Origin of the sequence: Agromyces sp. GXS1127, from assembly GCF_050565425.1 — a bacterium.
GTDB lineage: Bacteria > Actinomycetota > Actinomycetes > Actinomycetales > Microbacteriaceae > Agromyces.
The window spans coordinates 23,762-44,694 of record NZ_JBOCIG010000009.1 but is presented as its reverse complement, the minus strand read 5'-3'; the positions used below and the strand labels follow the sequence as shown (position 1 = coordinate 44,694).

General features: G+C 71.8%; 16 protein-coding genes. 4 read left to right on the top strand and 12 right to left on the bottom strand.

What is annotated here, in order from left to right:
• Positions 1 to 20: 20 nt before the first annotated feature.
• The gene (locus ACQ393_RS15665; protein ID WP_430647803.1) at positions 21 to 1,451 is read right to left on the bottom strand and encodes a serine hydrolase domain-containing protein; all 1,431 of its coding nucleotides are present in this window, start codon (positions 1,449 to 1,451) and stop codon (positions 21 to 23) included.
• Positions 1,452 to 1,567: 116 nt separating this feature from the next.
• Here ACQ393_RS15665 and ACQ393_RS15660 point away from each other — a divergent pair, with 116 nt between their 5' ends.
• Together ACQ393_RS15660 and menC are read left to right on the top strand one after the other, a co-directional pair.
• Entirely contained in the window at positions 1,568 to 2,539 is a 972-nt protein-coding gene (locus ACQ393_RS15660) for a hypothetical protein (protein ID WP_430647802.1), read from the top strand.
• Positions 2,536 to 3,660: an o-succinylbenzoate synthase gene (gene menC, locus ACQ393_RS15655; protein WP_430647801.1), complete on the top strand. Its 1,125-nt coding sequence runs from the start codon at positions 2,536 to 2,538 to the stop codon at positions 3,658 to 3,660. Before ACQ393_RS15660 ends, menC begins: the two co-directional genes overlap by 4 nt.
• Before the next feature lie 18 nt (positions 3,661 to 3,678).
• On the opposite strand, the gene ACQ393_RS15650 is transcribed toward menC, so the two are convergent.
• A complete protein-coding gene (locus tag ACQ393_RS15650; RefSeq protein WP_430647800.1) occupies positions 3,679 to 5,391 on the bottom strand; it encodes a PucR family transcriptional regulator in 1,713 nt (570 codons plus the stop codon).
• A gap of 231 nt (positions 5,392 to 5,622) precedes the next feature.
• On the bottom strand, positions 5,623 to 8,145 hold the full coding sequence (locus ACQ393_RS15645; protein ID WP_430647799.1) for an ATP-dependent Clp protease ATP-binding subunit: 2,523 nt from the start codon (positions 8,143 to 8,145) through the stop codon (positions 5,623 to 5,625).
• A 202-nt stretch (positions 8,146 to 8,347) separates the two neighbouring features.
• Between ACQ393_RS15645 and ACQ393_RS15640 the strand changes: the two genes are divergently transcribed.
• Positions 8,348 to 8,875: a glycine cleavage system protein R gene (locus ACQ393_RS15640; protein WP_430647798.1), complete on the top strand. Its 528-nt coding sequence runs from the start codon at positions 8,348 to 8,350 to the stop codon at positions 8,873 to 8,875.
• Between the two features lie 47 nt (positions 8,876 to 8,922).
• On the opposite strand, the gene ACQ393_RS15635 is transcribed toward ACQ393_RS15640, so the two are convergent.
• Positions 8,923 to 9,444 (bottom strand): hypothetical protein, encoded by a 522-nt coding sequence (locus tag ACQ393_RS15635; protein ID WP_430647797.1) that lies wholly within the window; start codon positions 9,442 to 9,444, stop codon positions 8,923 to 8,925.
• A gap of 71 nt (positions 9,445 to 9,515) precedes the next feature.
• Between ACQ393_RS15635 and ACQ393_RS15630 the strand changes: the two genes are divergently transcribed.
• Complete coding sequence (locus ACQ393_RS15630) at positions 9,516 to 10,532, top strand: pirin family protein (protein ID WP_430647796.1); 1,017 nt, start codon at positions 9,516 to 9,518, stop codon at positions 10,530 to 10,532.
• A gap of 139 nt (positions 10,533 to 10,671) precedes the next feature.
• On the opposite strand, the gene ACQ393_RS15625 is transcribed toward ACQ393_RS15630, so the two are convergent.
• From ACQ393_RS15625 to lysS, 8 genes are all read right to left on the bottom strand, one after another.
• Positions 10,672 to 12,708, bottom strand: coding sequence for a PTS fructose transporter subunit IIABC (locus tag ACQ393_RS15625; protein ID WP_430647795.1), 2,037 nt, complete (start codon positions 12,706 to 12,708; stop codon positions 10,672 to 10,674).
• 9 nt (positions 12,709 to 12,717) lie between these two features.
• Positions 12,718 to 13,689 (bottom strand): 1-phosphofructokinase family hexose kinase, encoded by a 972-nt coding sequence (locus ACQ393_RS15620; RefSeq protein WP_430647794.1) that lies wholly within the window; start codon positions 13,687 to 13,689, stop codon positions 12,718 to 12,720.
• Positions 13,686 to 14,474, bottom strand: coding sequence for a DeoR/GlpR family DNA-binding transcription regulator (locus ACQ393_RS15615; protein ID WP_430647793.1), 789 nt, complete (start codon positions 14,472 to 14,474; stop codon positions 13,686 to 13,688). The genes ACQ393_RS15620 and ACQ393_RS15615 overlap by 4 nt, the downstream gene beginning before the upstream one ends.
• A gap of 185 nt (positions 14,475 to 14,659) precedes the next feature.
• Positions 14,660 to 17,245: a M14 family zinc carboxypeptidase gene (locus tag ACQ393_RS15610; protein WP_430647792.1), complete on the bottom strand. Its 2,586-nt coding sequence runs from the start codon at positions 17,243 to 17,245 to the stop codon at positions 14,660 to 14,662.
• Positions 17,246 to 17,480: 235 nt separating this feature from the next.
• A complete protein-coding gene (gene cls / locus ACQ393_RS15605; protein ID WP_430647791.1) occupies positions 17,481 to 18,947 on the bottom strand; it encodes a cardiolipin synthase in 1,467 nt (488 codons plus the stop codon).
• Between the two features lie 6 nt (positions 18,948 to 18,953).
• Complete coding sequence (locus tag ACQ393_RS15600) at positions 18,954 to 19,133, bottom strand: hypothetical protein (RefSeq protein ID WP_430647790.1); 180 nt, start codon at positions 19,131 to 19,133, stop codon at positions 18,954 to 18,956.
• Positions 19,134 to 19,160: 27 nt separating this feature from the next.
• The gene (locus ACQ393_RS15595) at positions 19,161 to 19,310 is read right to left on the bottom strand and encodes a hypothetical protein (RefSeq protein WP_430647789.1); all 150 of its coding nucleotides are present in this window, start codon (positions 19,308 to 19,310) and stop codon (positions 19,161 to 19,163) included.
• Between the two features lie 43 nt (positions 19,311 to 19,353).
• Entirely contained in the window at positions 19,354 to 20,862 is a 1,509-nt protein-coding gene (gene lysS / locus ACQ393_RS15590) for a lysine--tRNA ligase (protein WP_430647788.1), read from the bottom strand.
• Positions 20,863 to 20,933 lie beyond the last annotated feature (71 nt).

The following is a 20,933-nucleotide window of genomic DNA, read 5'->3' as shown; positions in this document are numbered from 1 at the left end:
GGGGATGGACGGGCGAGCGCTCAGACGCCGGCTCGGGGCATCGCGCGGCCGGTGTGCAGGAAGGCCGCGCGGCCCTGGCCGTCGTCGCCGAGGAAGACGTAGATCCAGTGGGTGCCCATCTTCTGCTCGGTCGTGATGAGCGATCCGTCGCCGTGCGGGACGACGCGAGCGGGCGGAGCGGCGGACACGAGCGAGGCGAACTCGCCCTTGCCGACGTCCTGCGCCCACAGTCGGCCGTCCTCGTCGAGCGTGACGACGACGTCCATGACCGAGGCGGAGTACGTGCCCACGAAGCGCGCGGCCGCGGCGGCATCGACCACCGCTTCGGCGTCGGCGGGCACCTGCGGCGCCTTCAGCACCGATCCGCCGGTGAGTCGCTCGAAGAGCGTGTCGAACAGCTCGCGCGAGATCGACATGACGTCGCCGCCGTTGGTGAGGAGCGCCACTGCGATGCCGAGCTCGGGCAGCACGCGCAGGAACGCGTTCTGCCCGATCGTGCTGCCGTCGTGCGAGACCATCGGGCCGGCCGGGGTCTCGTCGAGCTCCCAGCCGAGGCCCCACGACTCGCCCATCAGTCCGATGTCCGGCACCGACACCTGCATCTGCTGCATGGCGGAGACGGATGCCTCGGAGAGCACCCGGGTGCCGTCGGCGGCGAGTCCGCCGGCCGTGTGCATGCGGGCGAACGCGAGCAGGTCGGCGACCCGCATCGCGAGCGTCGAGCCCGCCGGGCCGTTGGACCGCACGAGCGACCAGATCGGCGCGGGCACGAGCGCGCCGTCGGGCCCGGGAAGGTGGCCCTGCGCGACGCGGTGCATGATCGCCTCGTACGGTCCCGGCGCCGCGTGGGCGAGCCCGAGCGGCCGGATGAGGTGCTCGGTGAGCGCGTCGTCGTACGCCTTCCCGCGCAGGACCTCGACCAGCCGACCGAGCACCACGTACCCGGCGTTGTTGTACGAGAACTGCGTCCCGGGCTCGAAGAGCTGCGGGGTGTCCGCGAGCGTCGCGACGTACTTCTCGACGCAGTCGTCGCCGCGGCCGGTGTCGGTGAACAGGTCGCCCTCGAAGCCTGCCTGGTGCGAGAGCAGGTGCCGGGTCGTGATGGCCGCCGCGGCCGACTCGTCGGCGATGCGGAACTCGGGGAGGTAGGTGCGGATCGGCACGTCGAGGTCGACCAGCCCGTCGTCCACGAGCTGCATCACGAGCGTGGCGGTCCACACCTTCGTGATCGAGCCGATCTGGAAGAGCGCGTCGTCCGTCGCCTCGACGCCGGTGCCGAGGTGCAGGATGCCGGCGGCGGTGCCGACGACGTCATCGCCGACGAGGACGCCGGCGGCCGCTGCAGGCACGCCGTGCGTGTCGATGAGGCGCGGGAGCTCCGCCTCGAGCCACTCGCGGATCTCGGTTGCCGTCGCGAGCGGGGCGGTTGGTGCGGTGGTGGGGTTCGCCATGGCACGACGGTACGAGCCGCGCGCCGCGGGTCGTTCGTCCGAATCGACGACGTTCGAGCTTCGCGTTCGTCCGATCGCACAGCACGAGGGCCGACCGTGCCGGGAATGCTGTCCCTATGCACACGACCGCCCGCCCGACGGCCGCCGTCGCGATCGGCGACGCCGCGTTCGCCGCCGACGCGCTGACCGGCGTCGCCGCCGTGCCGTCGGTCGCCGCATCGGCGCGACGGGCGGCGGACGACGCGCTCGCGAGCGCGGGCATCCGCATCCTCGAGGCGCACGACCAGCCCGCGACCGAGCGGGTGGCGGACGTCCTCTCCCGCATCTGGGGTCGCGACGACGGGATGATCGACCCGGCGCTCCTCGTCGCGATGGCGCACGCCGGCAACCCCGTCGGGCTCGTCGTGCCGGCCGATCGCGCGCCGGAGGTCGCCGCCGATGCGCCGCTCGGCGCGGCGGTCGGCTTCTGCGGGCCGCCGGGCATGCCCTTCCACTCCCACATCGTGGGCCTGCTGCCCGACGCGGTCGGCCGCGGGCGGGGGCGCGCGGTCAAGCTCGCGCAGCGCGCGTGGTGCCTGGAGCGCGGAATCGAGGCCATGACCTGGACCTACGATCCCCTGGTCGCGCGCAACGCCTACTTCAACGTCCGGCGTCTGGGCGCGGCCGCGCTCGCCTACCTGCCGGACTTCTACGGCGTCATGACCGACGCGATCAACGCCGGACAGCACTCCGACCGCGTGCTCATCCGATGGGATCTCCTCCGGACTCCTCCCGCACCCGGAGCCGCCGCCTCGCCCGCTCCGCTGCTCGACGGGGCGGCGGCCGCCGTGGCCGACCTCGACGGCGCACCGACGACCTACGTCCCGCCGACCGATCCGACGCGACCCGTCACGGTCGCCGTGCCCGCGGACGTCGAGCGGCTGCGCGGCACCGACCCGGCCCTCGCCCGCCGCTGGCGCCTCGAGACGCGCGCGGCCTTCACCGACCTGCTGGCATCGGGATGGTCGATCACCGACGTCACCCGATCCGGCCAGTACGTGCTCCGTAGAGCCCACCGCCCCGCCCCGGAAGGACCCACGCCCGAATGAAGCTCCTGAGCCTGCGCCTGCACCACCTCGAGATGCCGCTCGTCGCCCCGTTCACGACCTCGTTCGGAACGCAGACCGCCAAGCGCTGCTTCCTCGTCGAGGCGCAGTTGCAGACCGACGCCGGCGAGGTCGTCACCGGCTGGGGCGAGAACGTCGCACTCGACCGACCGATGTACTCGTCCGAGTACCTCGACGGCGCCGCGGACGTCGTGGAACGCTGGCTCGCACCGTTGCTGTTCGCCGCCGACGACCTGACGGCCGAGACCGTCGGCCATGTCCTCCGGAAGGTCGTGGGCAACCCGATGGCGAAGGCGTCGGTCGAGATGGCGGTGCTCGATGCGCAACTGCGCGCGGAGGGCCGGTCGTTCGCGTCGTACCTCGGCGCCGTCGAGCGCACGGTGCCGTCGGGCGTCTCGGTCGGCATCCAGGACTCGGTCGCCGCGACGGTCGGCGCGGTCGGCGGCTACCTCGACCAGGGCTACGCGCGGATCAAGCTCAAGATCCGGCCGGGCGCGGACGTCGCCCACGTCGCCGCCGTGCGGCGCGAGTTCGGCGACGACCTGCCGTTCCAAGTGGACGCGAACGCCGCCTACACGCTGGTCGACGCCGCGCACCTGCGACGCCTCGACGAGTTCGACCTGCTCCTCATCGAGCAGCCGCTCGGCGAGGCCGACATCCGGCAGCACGCCCAGCTGGCGCGACTCATGCGCACGCCGATCTGCCTCGACGAGTCCGTCGTCTCCGCGGAGGCCGCGGCGGATGCGATCGCGCTCGGCGCGGCATCCGTCATCAACGTCAAGCCCGGACGTGTCGGCGGCTACCTCGAGGCCCGGCGGATCCACGACCTCTCGCGCGCCAACGGCGTCGCGGTGTGGTGCGGCGGGATGCTCGAGACCGGCATCGGCCGTGCGGCCAACGCGGCGCTCGCCGCCCTGCCCGGCTTCACGCTGCCCGGCGACATCTCCGGCTCCGACCGCTTCTACTCCGAGGACATCACGACCGAGCCCGTCCGGATGCACGACGGCGTGGTCGACGTGCCCACCGGACCGGGCTTCGGCGTCGAGGTCGATCCCGCGAAGCTCGAGCGGTTCCGGACCGCGCTCGTCGAGATCCCGGCCTGACCCGGCGCCGGGCCGGGATCAACGGCGCCGGTCGGCGAGCTCGGGGAAGATCCGGAGCTGCAGCTGCGCGGCGAAGCGCACCTCCGGATCGGCGAGGTCCATCTCCGCGACCCCGGCGAGGCGGCGGAGCCGGTAGCGGAACGTGTTCGGGTGGACGTGCAGCGCGTCGGCCGCCGCCGACACGTCCCCCAGGTGATCCAGCCAGGCGCGGAGCGTGTCGACGAAGGCGGTGTCGTGCTCGCGGTCGTGCTCGTGCAGTCGCCCGATCGCGCCGGTCAGCTGCTCACCGCCGGCGCGGACCCGGTCGCGCAACTCGAGCACCATGGCTTCGACGTGAACCTCGCTGAAGAGCGCGACGGATGACTCGGCACCGCCGTGTTCGAGCCTGACGCGCAGCGCGCGCTCGGCGTTCTCTCGTGACTGCATGACCCCGCGCGGCCCGCTCGAGACCCGGCCGATGCCGATGCGGACCGGTGTCCGCGACCCGATGCGCGCGAGGAAGTCGTTCGCGAGCCGAGCGGCCTGCGCCTCGCCGGCCTCACCGGCCCTGACGGGGAGGAGTCCGTAGACGGTTCCGCCGAGGAGCGCCGCGGAGGCCTTGGGGTGCACGGCAGCGAGGTGCATGGCGACGGCGTCGGCGATGCGCTGCGACTGCGCCTGGCGCTCCCCCTCGCCCTCGATGCCGTCGCCGGTTCCCGGCCCGACCGCGGCCGCGAGCACGACGACCGGTGACGAGTCGAGGCCGAGTCGTTCCAGTGCGAAGACGGCGCCGTCCGCTCCCTCGAGCGCCGTGCTCAGCAGGTCGGCCCGCAAGCGGCGACCGACGTCCGCACCGGCCCGCAGTCGCAGCAGGTGCAGTGCGACGACCTTGGCCGCGTCGCGGAGGGCGGCCGTGCGCTCGGCGTTCAACTCCTCCGGTACCGCCGCCCAGATCGAGCCGAGGATCTCGCCACCGGCGCGCACGGCGATCGCGCAGCGGGTCTTCAGTTCGGTCCCGTCGAACGTCAGTTGCGCGTACACGGGGTCCGTGCTCGAGTAGAGCCGCTTGAACACGCCGGCCTCGGTCAGCAGCCGCGCATAGCGCTCGGGGACCTGTCGTTCGAGGACGGTCTCGATCCGCGACGCGTCCGCCTCGTCCTGCCGGCTCGAGAACGCGAGCACCCGCGAGTTGCGGTCCTCGATCGTGATCGGCGCATCGAGGAGCGCCGCGATCGCGTTGGCGAGCGTGAACAGGTCGCCGCTCGGCAGGCCGCCGATCGTCTCGTGAGCGGTCTCGTCGTCGGGCTCGGTGAGCATGGCGCTGACCATGGCGCTGAGCTGCGCCCACGATGCGCCGCGGGTGAGTCCGAGCAGGGCGAGCCCGCGCTCCCGCGCGAGCCTCGCCGTCTCGTCGTCCAGCACGACCGGTTCGCGCAGCACGAGCGCACCGGCACCGTCGGCACCGAGCCGATCGAGCACGGCGTGCAGGTCGGGACCGCCCGAGAGCCCGACGCCGAGCACCACGGCGCCGTCGGAGACCGCCTGCTCGTCGAGTGGGTCGAACACGATCACCCCGCCGATCCGTCGATGCGGGGCCGGGATCGGCGCGAGCGGCGCGAGGAACGTCGAACCGAGGTCGTCGAGCAATCGCTCGACCGTCGGAAGCGCGCGCAGCGCATCGGGACGACCGGTGGCACCGCGTCCTCCGCCGCCCGCCGCGCCGCGGGTGGAACCGGGGAACGTGCCGAACATGCGTTCCACCGTACGTCCGGCGGCTCGCGGGTCCGTCATCGAGGTCGAGGTCGTCACGAGATCGAAATACCGTTCTCAGGACGACACGCCGCGGCGGCCCGCCGCGCGGCGCGTGTCGTCCTGAGAAACGCGCGATCGGGCCGCCTGTTCCTGAGAACGGATGAGCGGTGTCGAGCATGACAACGACGAAGGGCGGATGCCGCAGCATCCGCCCTTCGTCGAGAACCCGGGCTACTGGCCGGCGGCCAGGTCGGGCGTCGCCGGACCCGTTCCGATCGCCGCGCCCGTGTTCACGCCGACGCCGACGGGCAGCGCCCGCTGGGTCGTGGTGAACACGAACTCGCCGTCGCGGAAGTCGACGTGCACGTGGTCGCCCGAGTTGAGCTCGCCGTGCAGGATCTTCTCCGACAGGCGGTCCTCCACCTCGTGCTGCACCGCGCGACGCAGCGGACGGGCGCCGAGCGCCGGGTCGAACCCGACCTCGATGAGCCGCTCCTTGGCCGCGGTCGTGAGCTCGACCGTCATGTCGCGGTCGAGCATGCGCTCGCCCAGGCGCTTGATGAACAGGTCGACGATCTGGAGGAGCTCCTCCTTCGACAGCTGCGGGAACACGATGATCTCATCGACGCGGTTCAGGAACTCGGGCTTGAAGTGCTTCTTCAGCTCCTCGTTCACCTTCGCGCGCATGAGGTCGTAGCCCGTGCGGGTGTCGCCCTCGATCTGGAAGCCGACGGGGCCGCCCGAGATGTCCTTCGTGCCGAGGTTCGTCGTCATGATGATGACGGTGTTCTTGAAGTCCACGACCCGGCCCTGGCCGTCGGTGAGACGACCCTCCTCCAGGATCTGCAGGAGCGAGTTGAAGATGTCGGGGTGGGCCTTCTCGATCTCGTCGAAGAGCACGACCGAGAACGGCTTGCGGCGCACCTTCTCGGTGAGCTGGCCGCCCTCCTCGAAGCCGACGAAGCCGGGAGGGGCGCCGAACAGGCGCGAGACCGTGTGCTTCTCGCCGTACTCCGACATGTCGAGCGAGATCATCGCCGACTCGTCGTCGAAGAGGAACTCGGCGAGCGCCTTGGCGAGCTCGGTCTTGCCGACGCCCGTGGGGCCGGCGAAGATGAACGACCCCGAGGGGCGCTTCGGGTCCTTGAGGCCCGCACGCGTGCGGCGGATCGTCTTGGAGAGGGCGGAGATCGCCTCCTCCTGGCCGATGACGCGCTCGTGCAGCGCCTTCTCCATGAAGACGAGCCGCGACGACTCCTCCTCCGTCAGCTTGAAGACGGGGATGCCGGTGGCCTGTGCGAGCACCTCGGCGATCAGGCCCTCGTCGACGACCGCGGTCGTCTTGACCTCGCCCGACTTCCACTGCTTCTCGAGGCGGAGGCGCTCGCCGAGCAGGTTCTTCTCCTCGTCGCGCAGCGACGCGGCCTTCTCGAAGTCCTGCTCCTCGATCGCGGTCTCCTTCGCGGCGCGGACCACGGCGATCTTCTCGTCGAACTCGCGCAGCTCGGGCGGCGACGACAGGATCGACAGGCGGAGGCGTGCGCCGGCCTCGTCGATCAGGTCGATGGCCTTGTCGGGCAGGAACCGGTCGCTGATGTAGCGGTCGGCGAGGTTCGCCGCCGCGACGATCGCACCGTCGGTGATCGACACCTTGTGGTGCGCCTCGTAGCGGTCGCGGAGGCCCTTGAGGATGTTGATCGCGTGCGGGAGCGAGGGCTCGGCGACCTGGATCGGCTGGAAGCGGCGCTCGAGCGCGGCGTCCTTCTCGAAGTGCTTGCGGTACTCGTCGAGCGTCGTCGCACCGATCGTCTGCAGCTCGCCGCGGGCGAGCAGCGGCTTCAGGATCGAGGCGGCGTCGATCGCGCCCTCGGCGGCGCCCGCACCCACGAGGGTGTGGATCTCGTCGATGAAGACGATGATGTCGCCGCGCGTGCGGATCTCCTTGGTGACCTTCTTCAGGCGCTCCTCGAAGTCGCCGCGGTAGCGGGAACCCGCGATGAGCGAGCCGAGGTCGAGCGAGTAGAGCTGCTTGTCCTTCAGCGTCTCGGGGACCTCGCCCTTGACGATCGCCTGCGCGAGGCCCTCGACGACGGCGGTCTTGCCGACGCCGGGCTCGCCGATGAGGACCGGGTTGTTCTTCGAGCGGCGCGAGAGGATCTGCATGACCCGCTCGATCTCCTTCTCGCGGCCGATGACCGGGTCGAGCTTCGACTCGCGCGCGGCCTGCGTGAGGTTGCGGCCGAACTGGTCGAGGATCTGCGAGCCGCCCTGCGGCTGCTGCTGCTCGTTCGCGCCGACCTGCACCTGCTCCTTGCCCTGGTAGCCAGAGAGGAGCTGGATGACCTGCTGGCGCACGCGGTTGAGGTCGGCGCCGAGCTTGACGAGCACCTGGGCGGCGACGCCCTCGCCCTCGCGGATGAGGCCGAGGAGGATGTGCTCGGTGCCGATGTAGTTGTGGCCGAGCTGGAGGGCCTCGCGGAGGCTCAGCTCGAGCACCTTCTTGGCGCGCGGCGTGAACGGGATGTGCCCCGTCGGCTGCTGCTGGCCCTGCCCGATGATGTCCTGGACCTGCTCGCGGACGGCATCGAGGGAGATCCCCAGCGACTCGAGCGCCTTCGCGGCCACGCCCTCACCCTCGTGGATGAGGCCGAGCAGGATGTGCTCGGTGCCGATGTAGTTGTGGTTCAGCATCTTGGCTTCTTCTTGCGCCAGGACGACGACACGACGGGCTCGGTCCGTGAATCTCTCGAACATCTCAACTCCTCGCCGACGCCGGGTAGGGGCGTCGTTACGTTCAACGGTAACGACCGGTGCTCGGCGATGGGCCGCTGTTCGCCATGGGCGCACGCCGCGTGACGTGGTTCGTCGCGGCAGGGCGAGCGGATGCCTCCGGCTGCCGCCGGCGACGGATGCCGCGGGCTCGACCGCGCCGCCCGGCGCGTGGTTGGATGCACGCATGCCCAGACTCGTGCTGACCGTCATCGGAGACGACCGCGCCGGACTCGTGGAGGCCCTCGCCGACGCGATCGGCGAGCACGGCGGCAACTGGGAGCAGAGCCAGATGGCCGAGCTCGCGGGGCAGTTCGCCGGCATCGTGGTGGTCGAGGTCCCCGCCGAGCAGGAGACGGCGCTGCGCGCGGCGCTCGGCGGCCTCGACGGGCTCATGGAGGTCTCGGCGCACCCCGGCTCCGAGGCGCACGCGGCGGCGGAGGCATCCGCCTCGTGGACGCCGTTCCGCATCGACCTGATCGGCAACGACCACCCGGGCATCGTGCGGGACATCTCGGCGGTGCTCGCGCGTCACGGGCTCAGCATCGAGACGATCACGACCGGCCAGCGCGATGCGCCGATGGCGGGCGGCCGGCTCTTCGAGGCGCACCTCGTCGTGCGCGTGCCGCCCGGGGGCGATGCCGCCGAGGTGCGCGACGACCTCGAGCGCGTCGCGAGCGAGCTCTTCGTCGACCTGACGCTCGGGCACGACTGATCGCACGGCGGCCGCGCGCCATCCGGCCCCGACCGCTCGCCCCGCGGCTACTTGACCGGGACGGTGACGGTCTGGTCCCCGATCGTGACCTCGAGCGGCTCGGTCGTCGTCGTGAACACGGGCGTCCAGAACACCGTGGTGTGCGGCACGAAGTCCATCGTGCAGGGCCCCGTCTCGGGCTCGGGCAGGATTGCCTCGACCGCGTTGCCCTCGCCGGCCTCGGCGAGCACCTCGATCCGGGTCGGCACCACCGGGCACGTCGAGGATCCCCAGATCGTGATCGCCAGCCTGCCGCCGTCGTCGAGGTACTGCACGTAGGGCTCGTCGCCGGTCGGTTCGGGCGTCTCGACCACGTCCTCCTCGTCGGTCTCCTCCTCGGTCGATCCGCCGAGTTCGGTCTCCTCGCCGCCGGCCTCCTGGGTCGCCTCCTCCTCGGCGACGGGCAGGCCCGGGAAGTCCTCGACGGGCGTGTTCCCGGGATTGCACGCGGTGAGCAGCAGGGCGGAGGCGATCGCCGCCCCGGCGAGCGCGAGGCGGCGGACACGGCGGACATCGGCGAGCGCGGTCATGGCGTCATGCTGCCACGAGCCCTGTCGCGCGATCGGGACCTCCGGCCCTACCGCGCGCGTAGGATTCGGGAATGAGCAACCTCGAGCGCGATCCCGTCGAACTGCTCTGCCCGCCCGACGATGCGACGGGCCCCGGCGTCGTCGTCTACGGGTACCGCGAGGTGCCGCTCGGCGGACCCCGCGCGATGCCGGTCCGCCGCACACTCCCGCAGCGCGGGCGCACGACGATCGGCGCGTGGTGCTTCGCCGACCACTACGGGCCCGACGAGGTCGCCGAGACGGGCGGCATGGTCGTGCCGCCGCATCCGCACACCGGGCTCCAGACCGTGAGCTGGCTCTTCGAGGGAGAGATCGAGCACCGCGACTCGACGGGCAGCCACGAACTGGTCCGCCCGGGCGGGGTGAACCTGATGACGGCCGGCCGCGGCATCTCGCACTCCGAGGTGTCGACGCCCGGCACGACGCGCCTGCACGGCGTGCAGCTCTGGGTGGTCCTGCCCGACGACGCCCGCGGGATCGCGCCGTTCTTCGAGCACGCCGACACGACGCCGTTCCGGGTCGGCGACGCGACGGTCCGCGTCTTCGTCGGCGAGCTCGCGAACGACGGTGACGTGACGGATGCCGCGGCCGCGCCGGTCACGGTGTTCACCCCGCTCCTCGGCGCGCAGGTCGACATGCCCGCGGGCGGCACGGTCGAGCTCGCGCTCGACCCGGCGTTCGAGCACGGCCTCCTCGTCGACGCGGGCCCGGTGCGGGTCGAGGTTCCGGGCACGGATGCCGCGACCGAGGTGCCGTGGGCGCAGCTCGCGCACCTCGAGCGCGGGCACGAGCGCGTGCGCCTGCGTGCGGACGCCGACCCCGTGCGCGTCGTCCTCCTCGGCGGCGTGCCGTTCGGCCAGGAGCTCGTCATGTGGTGGAACTTCATCGGCCGCTCGCACGACGAGGTCGTCGAGTTCCGCCGCCGCTGGCAGTCCGACGTCATCGCGCGCAACGATCCCGACGGCCCGTTCGGCACGGTCGACGGCTACGACGGCGACCCGCTGCCCGCGCCCGAACTCCCGACCGTTCGCCTCAAGCCGCGGCGCTGAGCCGGGGCATCCGCTCGCCTCGCTCGCGGCCGCGCCGCCGGCGACCGCCCGGCGGACCGAGCAGCCGGCGACCCTCCGACGCGCACGGCCGACGGCCGGCACCCGTGATCAGGTGCCGGCCGTCGGAGTGGGGCGCCGGTCAGGCGGCCACGGTCGAGGGCTCGCCCTCCGCGACCTCCTCGCGGATCGACCGGCGGTGCGCCCAGCGCTTGAGCGCGATGACGACGAGCGCGCCGACGACCGATCCGGCGACGATCGCGAGGACGAACCAGAGCAGGTTGCCGATGGCGAAGAACACGAAGATGCCGCCGTGCGGCGCCTGCGAGGTGACGCCCATGCCCATGCAGATCGCGCCGGCGACGGCGCCGCCGAGGATCATCGCGGGGATGACGCGGAACAGGTCGGCCGCGGCGAACGGGATCGCGCCCTCGGAGATGAACGCGGCACCGAGCAGCCACGCGGCCTTGCCGTTCTCTCGCTCGACGGGCGTGAACAGCTTGCGGTCGAGCACGGTCGCGAGCGCCATGGCCAGCGGCGGGACCATGCCGGCCGCCATGACCGCGGCCATGACCATGAGCGGGGCCTGGTTCTCGACCGTGGCGGCGCCGAGGCCGGCGACGGCGAACGAGTACGCGACCTTGTTGACGGGACCGCCGAGGTCGAAGCCCATCATCGCGCCGAGGATCAGACCGAGCAGGACCGCCCCGGCTCCCGTGAGTCCGGCGAGCCAGTCGTTCAGGGCGGTCGAGAACGCGGCGATGGGTCCGCCGAGCACCACGATCATGAGTCCCGAGGCCACGATCGACGCGACGAGCGGGATGATCACGACCGGCATGAGGCCCTTCAGCCAGCGCGGCACGTCGAGCCGCGCGAACATCAGCGCCACCCATCCGGCGAGCAGGCCGCCGACGAGACCGCCGATGAAGCCGGCGCCCATGAGGCCCGCGACGGATCCGGCGACGAAGCCGGGCGCGATGCCCGGGCGGTCGGCGATCGCGTAGGCGATGTAGCCGGCGAGCGCGGGGACGAGGAAGCCCATCGAGATCGCACCGATCTGGAAGAACACCGCGCCGAGGTACACCAGGAGCCCGCCATCGGGAAGGTTCAGCAGGCTGTTCGTGGTGACGATCTCGGTGGCGTTCTCGGTGATGTCGTACCCGCCGAAGAGGAAGCCGAGCGCGATGAGCAGGCCGCCGCCGGCGACGAACGGGATCATGTAGCTGACGCCGGTGAGGAGCACGCGCTTGACCTTCTGGCCGAAGTGCTCGTTCGCGACCGCCGATGCGGCCGCCTCCGCGCCCGCGTCTCCGTGCACGCGCGGCGCCGACGGGTCGTCGATCGCGGCCACGGCCTCGTCGATCATGTCGCCGGGGTGGTCGATGCCCCGCTTGACCGGCCCGGCGACGACCGGCTTGCCTGCGAACCGGCTCTTGTCGCGGACGTCGACGTCGACCGCGAAGATCACGGCGTCGGCCCGCGCGATGACCTCGGGCGCCAGCGGCGTCGAGCCCGAGGACCCCTGCGTCTCGACGTGCAGTTCGACGCCGGCCTGCTTCGCGGCGGCGGCGAGCGCGTCGGCCGCCATGTAGGTGTGTGCGATGCCCGTGGGGCACGCGGTGACCGCGAGGAGCACGGGCGCACCGTCGTGGTGCGGGGCGGACGCAGCGGGCGCCGCTCCGGCACCCGCCGTGCCCGCCGGCGCAGCAGCGGCCGGCGCCGCCTCCGGCTCCGGTGCGAGCGCCTCCTCGACGAGGGCGACGAAGCTCGCCCGGTCGGGCGCGGAGCGCAGCGACGCCACGAAGTCCTCGCGGATGAGCGACCGCGCGAGCGTCGAGAGCACCGCGAGGTGGTCCTGCGTCGACGCGGTCGGCACGGCGATGAGGAACACGAGGTCCGCCGGCCCGTCGAACGAGCCGAAGTCGACTCCCTCGGGCAGGCGCGCCGCGGCGAGCGTGGGCTCGGTCACGGCATCCGACTTCGCGTGCGGGATGGCGATGCCGCCGGGCACGCCCGTGGAGTCCTTCTCCTCGCGCGCCCACGCGTCGGCGAAGAGCGCATCGGTGTCGGTGGCCCGGCCGGCCGCGACGACTGCGGCGGCGAGGGCCCGGATGACGGCGGCCTTGTCGGCGCCGATCGGCTCGTCGAGGCTGACGAGTCGCTGGTCGATGACGGACATCGATTCCTCCTAGTGGACGGCCGGGGCGACGGCGCCCCGGATGCTGGTGACGGTGATGACGGAGGCGTCGGCCTGCGCCCGGCTGGGCACGGCCGACCCGGGGAGCGACGCGGCGGCCGCCCCGTGTGCGACCGCCTGGGCGAGCGCCCGGTCGGGCGCCGCCCCCTCGGTCACGGCGAGCAGGAAGCCGGCGAGCGAGCTGTCGCCGGCGCCGACCGTGCTGCGAGCCTCGATGCGCGGCGCGGGCGCGAACCAGGCGCCTCCGTCCGCGACGTGGACGGCGCCGCGGGCGCCGAGCGTGACGAGCGCCGACCGGATGCCGCGGGGCGCGAGCCGCACGGCCAGGCCGGCGACCCGCTCGGGGTCGGCCTCCAGGGCGTCGGCGTCGCGCTCGCCCGTGAGCTCGGCGAGCTCCTCGCCGTTCGGCTTGATCAGGTCGATCCCCTCGCCCGAGTCGACGAGGGCGGCGAGCGGTGCGCCCGACGTGTCGACGGCGATGCGCGCGGCCGCACCCGCGGCGCGCACCTCGCGGACGACCCGCACGTAGAAGTCCGCGGGCAGCGACGGCGGGAGGGAGCCGGCGAGCACCAGCCACGAGGCGTCCGTCGATCGCTCGACCACCGCGCGGATGAGGGCGCGCTGCTCGTCGTCGTCGAGGGCCGGACCCGGCTCGTTGAGCTTGGTGGTGACGCCGCCGGGCTCGGTGATCGCGATGTTCGAGCGGAGTCGGCCCCCGATCGGCACGGTCGCGACGGGCACGTCGGCGGCGGCGAGCGCGAGAACGAGCGGGTCGTCGGCGCGCCCGGGCAGCACGGCGACCGACTCGGCGCCCGAGGCGACGAGCGCGCGGGTGACGTTGACGCCCTTGCCGCCCGGCTCCTCGACGCTGCGCGCGACGCGCTGCACCTCGCCGCGGGCGAGTTCCCGATCGAGCTCGACGGTGCGATCGAGCGACGGGTTGACGGTCAGCGTGACGATCATGCGACCCGCACCTCGACCTCGGCCTCGTCGAGCGCCACGGCGAGCGCCGGCCCGGGCTGCGCGTCGGTGATGAGCACGTCGACCTCGTCGAGTGCCGCGAAGCGCTGCAGGGCCTCATCGTCGTGCTTGGACGAGTCGGCGAGCACGACGGCGAGCCGCGCGCGGTCGACCATCGCCCGCTTGACCTGCGCCTCGAGCTCGTCGGGCGTCGAGAGGCCGAATTCGGCGCTGACCCCGTTCGCCCCGATGAAGGCGATGTCCGGGCGGATCTCGGCGAGCTGCGCGATCGCCGACGGCCCCACCGCGGCGCTCGTGACGCCGCGGATCGTGCCGCCGACGATGCGAACGACGAGGTCGCGGCTGCCGTGCAGCAGGGCGGCGATGGGGACGGAGTTCGTGTACACCGTGAGCGGCGGCGTGCCCGGGGCGGGCTGCCAGCCGGCGAGCGCGTCGGCCAGCGCCCCGGTCGTCGTGCCGGCGTCGAGCAGGATCGAGCCGGTGAACGTCGACGGGACGAGCGCCATCGCCTCGTGCGCGATCGCCCGCTTGGCGTCGGCGTGCTGGCCGGTGCGCTCGAGGACGGTCGTCTCCGCGAGGCTCGCGCGGCCCGCGCTCACCGCGCCGCCGTGCACGCGGCGGAGGTGACCGGCCTGCTCGAGGGTGTCGAGGTCGCGGCGGATGGTCTCGGCGGTGACGTCGAGTTCGTCGGCCATGCCGGCGACGGAGACGCGCCCCGAGCGGGCGAGCGCGTCGAGGATGTGCTCGTGTCGCTCCATCGCGTACATGCGGCCTCCCTGCCGATCTTCGATCACCTGCGTTCGTGTGAGTTTACCTCGCAATCCCCACTCAAAGCAACTGTTTCACAGAAATTCCCACAGATGCCCACATTGGATGCCGCCGATCGGCGTCCGCGCACACGCGACGGCGCCGGCCGGGAACGTGTCCCGACCGGCGCCGCGCCATCCGTCGTCTACGGAGCGGGAACCTCCGCGCCCTCGGCGCCGGCCCAGAAGAGCCCGCGGGCGATCTGGCCGAACTGCCCGACCGGGTGGGTCCGGAAGTTCATCGACGTCCCGAACATGAGCACCCGGTTGCCCGCGTCGGTCTCGGCCGAGACGGCCGACGCCTGCCCCGCGGCATCCTCCGTCGCGCGGCCGGCCGAGTCGCGCCAGTGGCCCGAGATGAACGGGTCGGCCGCGTAGGTCTGCTCGACCACGGCGTTCTCGCCGAGGTTCGAGTACCAGACCGCCGGGTAGACGAACGCGGTGTCCTGCGGATAGGTGCCGAGGAGGCCCCCCTCGACGGGATCGACCGACACGATGCCGTTCGACCCGCTCGTGCCCGAGGTCGCGGTGGCGCTCACGAGGCCGAACGCGTTCGCGAAGCCCGCGATCGCCGTGCCCTCGCCGACCACGCCGCCGCCCGCCGCGAGGTACTGCTCGACCTCCGCCCGGCCGGCGGCCTGCGAGCCCGAGAAGTTCAGCGTCCCGCCGATCCAGATCACGTCGACGTCGTCGAGGCTCGCCGCGCCGCTCGTCAGCGTCGCCGACGAGATCGCGACCGGGTCGTCGAAGCCGAGCTTCCGCAGGGTCTGCAGCTCCTCGCCGCCGCCCGAGTACGCGACCGTGAGGTCGTCGAGTCCGGAGCTCTCCTCTGCGGCGAGGCGCGAGCCGTCCGACGCCGTGAACGCGACGCCGTACACGTCGGCGACCTCGGCGGCGGCGGCGCGCCCCGCGTCATCCGCCTCGATGACGACCGAGCCGTCGGCGAAGGCCGACACCGGGACGCCCGAGTCGAGCAGGGCGTTGACCGCCTGGTACTCGGCCACGCCGGGCGTCGCGAGCTCGAGGTACGCGGCGTCCGCCGGGACCGAGCCGGTCGGCGCCGCCTCGACGACGTCCTTCAGCTTGGCCTTCGGCGCCGGGTCGCCCGTCGATCCGACCGCGTCCACGTCGGCGCCCCACAGCAGGGCGAGGCTCCACGCGGAGATGTCGTACATGTCGGGCACGCGCTCCGAGATGTCCGAGCCGTCGGCGAGCAGCACGTTCGCCATGCCGCGGAGCGGCTGGTGCATGTCCACCACGTAGGAGCCGGCCTCGTACGTCGTCCCCCCGGCCGTGAAGGCCGCGGACGCCCGCTGCACCTCGACGCCGTTGGCGATCAGCTGGTCGACGAGGTTCGCGGCATCCGTCGCCGAACGCTGCGCGGCGCCGGCCGGGATCACGTACGCCCGCGGGAACTCGGCCGTGTAGACATCGGTCTCGTCCCAGATCTCGGCCCACTGGCTCGGCTCGGCCACCTCGGCCGGGTCGACCTCGGCGGGGATCTCGACGAGCGGCTCGCCCGCGGCGCCGCGGCGGAAGATCTCGATCTGGTTCGACAGGAGCGCCTCGGCGTTCTCGATCACGTAGTCGACCGAGCTGTCGATGACGACGCCGGCGACCTCGATGTTCACGGCCGAGTTCGCGGCGTTCGTCGGGTTCGTCGGCGGGTTCACCCGACCGAGCGGCAGCTCGACCGTGTTCGTGATGGCACCCTGGTACGCCACGTACTGCGGCGTGAAGATCGGGGGCCAGTCGTCCCATCCGGAGCGGATGTCGCGGTACGGGATACGGATGTTGCCCGTGTTCTCGGTCGTCACGCGGTTCGTCGTGCGGTCGAGGTAGGTGTTGCCCGGGATGTCGGCCGCGGTCACGGCCTCCTCGATCTCGAGCGCTGCGGCGTAGGCGTGCGGGAGGAAGAGGTCGTACTCGTAGTTCTCGCCGTGCGGCGGGCCGCAGGGCTCGACCTGCAGCACGCTCGTGTAGCCGTGCAGGTCGACGTAGAACGTCGGCTGGATGACGCCCGACAGGTCGCGGATGATGCGGGCCTCGCTCGTCGCGCCCGTGATCATGTCGCGGTTGGCGTCGAACCCGTCGGCCGTCGCGCGCTGGCCGAGCGCGCGACCGTCGGGGTTGTTCGTGACCGTGAAGTAGAGCCGATTGTGCTCGAGGACCTCCGCCACCTCGGCGTACGGTGCCGTCGCGAGGTGCTCGATGTACTCGAGGACGGCGTCGGTGCCCTCCCACTCGTTGCCGTGGATGTTCGCGTTGAACCAGATCGGCACCTTGTAGTGCTTCATCAGCGACGCGTTCTTCGCCGCCGCCGTGGGATTGTGCTTGATCATCTCGCGGAACGTCGCCTGGCGCTTCGTCTCGCCCACGTTCTCGGGCGCCGTGAGCGTGACCAGGTGGATGTCGCGGCCGAGCGCCGACTGCCCCACGACCTGCACCGAGATGCGGTCGCTGATGGCCGTCAGCTCGTTGAGCATCGGCGCGATCTCGTCGTACGGGATGACGCCGCGGTTGATCGACGCATCGGTCGGGTCGTCGGCGACGGTCGGGAGCAGCGGCTGGGACGGATAGCTCGTGGGCGGGGCGACGAGCGGGGAGATCGGGGTGACGACGGGGACGGCCGGGTCGCCCTCGAGGGCGACGGCTGGGGTGGAACCGGCGACGAGCGTCGTGGCCAGGACGGCCGCGACGCCCGCGCCCGCAAGGGTGCGTTGCATCGACATGGTGCTCCGTAGGGTTGCGGGTTCGGATCGGACCGGCTCGCGCCGACGCACGGCGGGTCTCGCCGTCGCGCACGAACCGCACACGGGGTTCCGGTGGAATCGTGCGCTGGAAAGCGGTACCAGCCAGCCTCGCACGCGGGGTACCGCGCACTCCAGAGCGATGTGTTGCGTTCCTGTGAAGAATCGTGCGCGTTTCCGCACGACTCCGTGCGCTGCGCGGAGCACGCCCCGCCGCCTACTGCAGCGCCGAGGTGAGCCGCGCGAGGTTGTCGAGCACGGTCGAGCGGAGCGGCTGCCGCATCCACTCCTCGAGCGTCAGCTCGCGGCTGTCGCGCCGGTAGCCGTCCTCGACCGCGCGCATCTCGCGCACGAACGAGGCGCCGCGCACGAGCAGCGACACCTCCATGTTGAGCTCGAACGACCGGATGTCCATGTTGCTCGAGCCGATCACCGCGACGTCGTCGTCGATCGTGAAGTGCTTGGCGTGCAGGATGTACGGCGCCCGGTACATGTAGATCCGCACGCCCGCCCGCAGCAGCGCCTCGTAGTACGAGCGCTGGGCGTGGTAGACGAGCGCCTGGTCGCCCAGCTCGGAGACGAAGAGCTCGACGTGCACGCCCCGCTGCGTGGCGCCGCTGATCGCACGGAGCATCGCCTCGTCGGGCACGAAGTACGGGGAGGTGATGATGATGCGCTCTCGCGCGGCGTACAGCAGCGCGAGGAAGAGCTTGAGGTTGTTCTCGTTCTGGTAGCCCGGACCGCTCGGCACGACCTGGCAGTCGAGGTTCTGCTCGGCGGGCGGCTGCGCGAACGGCAGCAGCTCCTCGCGGGACGGCGCCTCGCCCGTCTCGAGGTACCAGTCGGTCGCGAAGATCGCGTCGAGGCCCGACACGATCGGGCCCTCGACCTCGGCGACGAGTTCCTGCCACTTCAGGCCGCGACGGATGTTGCTGCGCTTGTTGTAGCTGCGATCGATGATGTTCTGCGACCCCATGAACGCGATCTCGCCGTCGACCACGAGGATCTTCCGGTGATTGCGCAGGTCGGGCCGCTGGTACCTGCCGCGGAGCGGCTGCACCGGCAGCATCAGCCGCCAGTCGACGCCCATGCTCGTGAGCCGGCGGATGGTGCGCCGGTAGCCCTTCGATCGCCGGGACGCGATGTGGTCGAGGAGCACCTTCACCTCGACGCCCCGCGCCACCGCGTCGCCGAGCGCATCGAAGAAGCCGGCCGTCGTCGCGTCGCGGGAGAAGATGTAGAACTCGACGTGCACGTACCGGCGGGCGCCGGCGATCGCGGCCGTCATCGCGTCGAGCGAGGCCTGGTAGTCGCCGATGAGCCGCGCGCTGTTGTGGCCGATCAGCGGCATCGCACCCAGGTTCCGGTTCAGGCGGACCACGCCCTCGAACCAGTCCGGCCAGTCGGACTTGTCGCTGACCTGCTCGACGCCGTGGGTGCTCTCCCGGATGAACCGGTCCACCTCGGCCTGCTTGGCGCGCCGCTCCTTGGGCAGCTTCGGGTTGCCGATCAGCAGGAAGAACAGCACACCGAGGTAGGGGATGAAGAAGATCGCGAGCAGCCACGCCATGCCCGCCGTCGGACGGCGGTTGCGCGGCACGACGATGATCGCGATGACGCGCACGACGATGTCGACGACGAGCACCAGCAGGGCGATGATCGCCGTGACCTGCGCCGGGGTCATGCCGGGTTACGCGGTTCGGTGCTGCTCGTCGGCGAGCTTCGCGCGCTCCTCGGCCTCGATCTTGGCGTAGGCGTCGCGCTCGGTGCGGTCGGCGCGCAGCAGGGAGCGCATCACGAACCAGAAGATGAGTCCGATCAGCACGGTCGGCGCGAGCGACCAGATCGCGTTCAGCCAGAAGTCGTCCATAGCCGTTCCAGAATACCCGCGGATTCCTCAGCCGGCGGTGACGATGCCCCAGATGCCCGACCCGAGCAGGTACAGGCCGACGGCACCGACGATCACCCAGATCGCGATCCGCGCGAAGGAGGGCTGCTTGGGGTCGCGCTCGGGCTCGAGCTCGTGCTTCGGGAGGTAGTCGTTCACGGGAGGCTCCTGAACTCGATACGCTTCGCTCCTCGATCCCCGGTCACTTGACCAGGGGGAACAGGATGGTCTCACGGATGCCGAGGCCCGTGATCGCCATGAGCAGGCGGTCGATGCCCATGCCCATGCCGCCGGTCGGGGGCATGCCGAACTCGAGCGCCCGCAGGAACTCCTCGTCGAGGCGCATCGCCTCGGGATCGCCGCCCGCCGCGAGGCGGGCCTGCTCGACGAAGCGCTCGCGCTGCACGACGGGGTCGACGAGCTCGGAGTACCCGGTGGCGAGCTCGAAGCCGCGCACGTAGAGGTCCCACTTCTCGACGACGCCGGGGATCGAGCGGTGCTGGCGCACGAGCGGCGACGTGTCGAGCGGGAAGTCCATGACGAACGTCGGGCGCGTGAGCCCGGACTTCACGTGGTGCTCCCACAGCTCCTCGACGTACTTGCCGGGCAGCGGGTGGTCGACCTCGATGCCGACTGCGTCGGCGAGCTCCTGTAGCCGCGACATGGGCGTCTCGGCCGTGACCTCCTCGCCGACCGCTGCCGAGAGCGAGTCGTACATCGACAGCCGGTCCCACTCCCCACCGAGGTCGTACTCGGTGCCGTCGGCCCAGGTGACCACGTGCGAACCGGCGACCGCGTACGCGGCGTCCTGGATGAGCTTCTGGGTGAGGTCGGCGATCGAGTGGTAGTCGCCGTACGCCTGGTAGGCCTCGAGCATCGCGAACTCGGGGCTGTGCGTCGAGTCGGCGCCCTCGTTGCGGAAGTTGCGGTTGATCTCGAACACCCGCTCGATGCCGCCGACGACGGCGCGCTTGAGGTACAGCTCGGGCGCGATGCGCAGGAAGAGCTCGGTGTCGAACGCGTTGGAGTGCGTGACGAACGGGCGGGCCGAGGCGCCGCCGTGCATGACCTGCAGCATCGGGGTCTCGACCTCGACGAACCCGAGGCCGGTGAACGTCGAGCGCAGGCTCGCGTTGACCTTCGCGCGGTCGATGACGTTGCGCCGCGCCTGCTCGCGCGCGATGAGGTCGAGGTAGCGGCTGCGCACGCGCGTCTCTTCCGAGAGCTCGTTGTGCAGGTTCGGCAGCGGGTTGATGGACTTGGCCGCCATCCGCCACTCCGTCGCCATGATCGACAGCTCGCCGCGTCGGCTCGTGATGACCTCGCCCGAGACGAAGACGTGGTCGCCGAGGTCGACGAGGTCCTTCCATGCCGCGAGCGCCTCATCGCCGACCTCGCCGAGCGAGATCATCGCCTGGATCCGACTGCCGTCACCCGACTGCAGCGCCGCGAAGCACAGCTTGCCGGTGTTGCGGAGGTGCACCACGCGACCCGAGACGCCCACCGTCTCGCCGCTCTGCTCGTCGACGCCGAGGCCCACGAAGCGCGCACGCACCTCGGGGATCGTCGTGGTGACCGGCACCGAGACCGGGTACGCGCCGTCGCCGAGATCGGCGGCGTCGGCGATGAGCCGCTCGCGCTTGGCCAGTCGCACGGCCTTCTGCTCCGAGATCTCCTCGGCGGTCGGCTCGTGCGTGGTCTCGTCGGCCATGGCGTCTCCGGTGTGGGGGTGGTCGGTGGGGTGCGCATCCGAGCGGATGCCACCCACCAGCGTATCCCGCC

Excerpts from the sequence above, each read along its gene's own strand:
- ACQ393_RS15665 (WP_430647803.1), bottom strand. The coding sequence starts at position 1,451 with ATGGCGAACCCCACCACCGCACCAACCGCCCCGCTCGCGACGGCAACC.
- ACQ393_RS15660 (WP_430647802.1), top strand. The coding sequence starts at position 1,568 with ATGCACACGACCGCCCGCCCGACGGCCGCCGTCGCGATCGGCGACGCC.
- menC (WP_430647801.1), top strand. The coding sequence starts at position 2,536 with ATGAAGCTCCTGAGCCTGCGCCTGCACCACCTCGAGATGCCGCTCGTC.
- ACQ393_RS15650 (WP_430647800.1), bottom strand. The coding sequence starts at position 5,391 with ATGTTCGGCACGTTCCCCGGTTCCACCCGCGGCGCGGCGGGCGGCGGA.
- ACQ393_RS15645 (WP_430647799.1), bottom strand. The coding sequence starts at position 8,145 with ATGTTCGAGAGATTCACGGACCGAGCCCGTCGTGTCGTCGTCCTGGCG.
- ACQ393_RS15640 (WP_430647798.1), top strand. The coding sequence starts at position 8,348 with ATGCCCAGACTCGTGCTGACCGTCATCGGAGACGACCGCGCCGGACTC.
- ACQ393_RS15635 (WP_430647797.1), bottom strand. The coding sequence starts at position 9,444 with ATGACCGCGCTCGCCGATGTCCGCCGTGTCCGCCGCCTCGCGCTCGCC.
- ACQ393_RS15630 (WP_430647796.1), top strand. The coding sequence starts at position 9,516 with ATGAGCAACCTCGAGCGCGATCCCGTCGAACTGCTCTGCCCGCCCGAC.
- ACQ393_RS15625 (WP_430647795.1), bottom strand. The coding sequence starts at position 12,708 with ATGTCCGTCATCGACCAGCGACTCGTCAGCCTCGACGAGCCGATCGGC.
- ACQ393_RS15620 (WP_430647794.1), bottom strand. The coding sequence starts at position 13,689 with ATGATCGTCACGCTGACCGTCAACCCGTCGCTCGATCGCACCGTCGAG.
- ACQ393_RS15615 (WP_430647793.1), bottom strand. The coding sequence starts at position 14,474 with ATGTACGCGATGGAGCGACACGAGCACATCCTCGACGCGCTCGCCCGC.
- ACQ393_RS15610 (WP_430647792.1), bottom strand. The coding sequence starts at position 17,245 with ATGTCGATGCAACGCACCCTTGCGGGCGCGGGCGTCGCGGCCGTCCTG.
- cls (WP_430647791.1), bottom strand. The coding sequence starts at position 18,947 with ATGACCCCGGCGCAGGTCACGGCGATCATCGCCCTGCTGGTGCTCGTC.
- ACQ393_RS15600 (WP_430647790.1), bottom strand. The coding sequence starts at position 19,133 with ATGGACGACTTCTGGCTGAACGCGATCTGGTCGCTCGCGCCGACCGTG.
- lysS (WP_430647788.1), bottom strand. The coding sequence starts at position 20,862 with ATGGCCGACGAGACCACGCACGAGCCGACCGCCGAGGAGATCTCGGAG.